Below are 1017 nucleotides of genomic sequence, written 5' to 3' on the forward strand. Positions count from 1 at the left end.
CCCTTAGATCGAGTCCGGCTCGGCCAGCACCGCCAGCTCGTCCCGGTCCAGGATCTGCACGCCGCCGCGGCTGATGCTGACCAGGCCGTTGCGCTTCCAGGCGGCCAGGGTTTTTGAAACCGCCTCGCGGGTGGCACCGACGAATTCAGCCAGCTCCGCTTGCGACAGCGCGACGCGGCCGTCGCGGCCTTCCGGTGCGAGATACAGCAGCTTGCGGGCCAGCCGCACCGGCATCGGCAGAAAGACCTGTTCGTTCAGCTGGGTGTTCATCCAGCGCATCCGCTGCCCCGCCAGCCGCAACAGGTCGGCAGCCAGATCCGGATGCTGGCGGATCTGTGCCAGCACATCGCCGCTGCGCAGCCGCAGCACCCGGCTGGGTTCGGCGGCGATGGCGGTAGCGGTGCGCTCCCCCGGATCGAACAGGGTGATCTCGCCGAACACCGCGCCGGGGCGCATCATGTCGAGCGACAGTTTGCGCCCCGAAGCAGACAGCACCGAAAACTCCAGCGCCCCCTCGGCAATTGCATAAAGCGCGTCGCCTGCATCGCCCTGTTCAAACAGAACTTCGCCCTGGTGCAGCTTTACTTCTGCGGCCTGGCTTTCCAGCATGCGCCTGAGCGGACCGGAGGCGCCGGAGAGAAAGCCGGTATCGGGCAGGCGGGTTGTCAGCATGGCCAAATCTCTTTGCGTCTGGTGCCCAGTCCGGCGGACCTTAGCAGAGGCATGGACACCGGGGAACCGGGGAGCTGAACCGGTTGGTTCAGCCCTCCACGGCGACCAGTCCCAGCTTGCGGGCGGAGGTGAGTGTCAGGGTGCCGCTGTCCAGCCCCAGCGGTGCCTGATAGCGTTGCACAGCCTTGCGGGTGGCGGCGTCCATCTGTCCGTGAAGGGGGCCGCGGTAGATCGCGCGGGCGGCCAAGGCGCGTTGGATTGTCCGGATAAAGTCCGGCGTCATCATTGCGGGGCAGGGGATTTCGATCCAGCGTTTCTGCCGCGGTATTACGATTTGCTGGCGGG

2 protein-coding genes are annotated in these 1017 nt (G+C 66.6%); both read right to left on the reverse strand.

Going from position 1 to position 1017, the window contains the following annotated elements; translation table 11 throughout:
* Window positions 1-3: 3 nt before the first annotated feature.
* Window positions 4-672 carry a Crp/Fnr family transcriptional regulator gene (locus A2I95_RS42230; RefSeq protein WP_027259603.1) on the reverse strand — a complete coding sequence of 223 codons (669 nt, stop codon included), beginning with the start codon at window positions 670-672 and terminating at the stop codon, window positions 4-6.
* Window positions 673-760: 88 nt separating this feature from the next.
* Window positions 761-1017 (reverse strand): peptidoglycan-binding domain-containing protein (locus A2I95_RS42235; protein WP_291738196.1); only part of this gene is annotated, 257 nt, incomplete at its 5' end.

The organism is Leisingera sp. F5 (genome assembly GCF_001593695.1).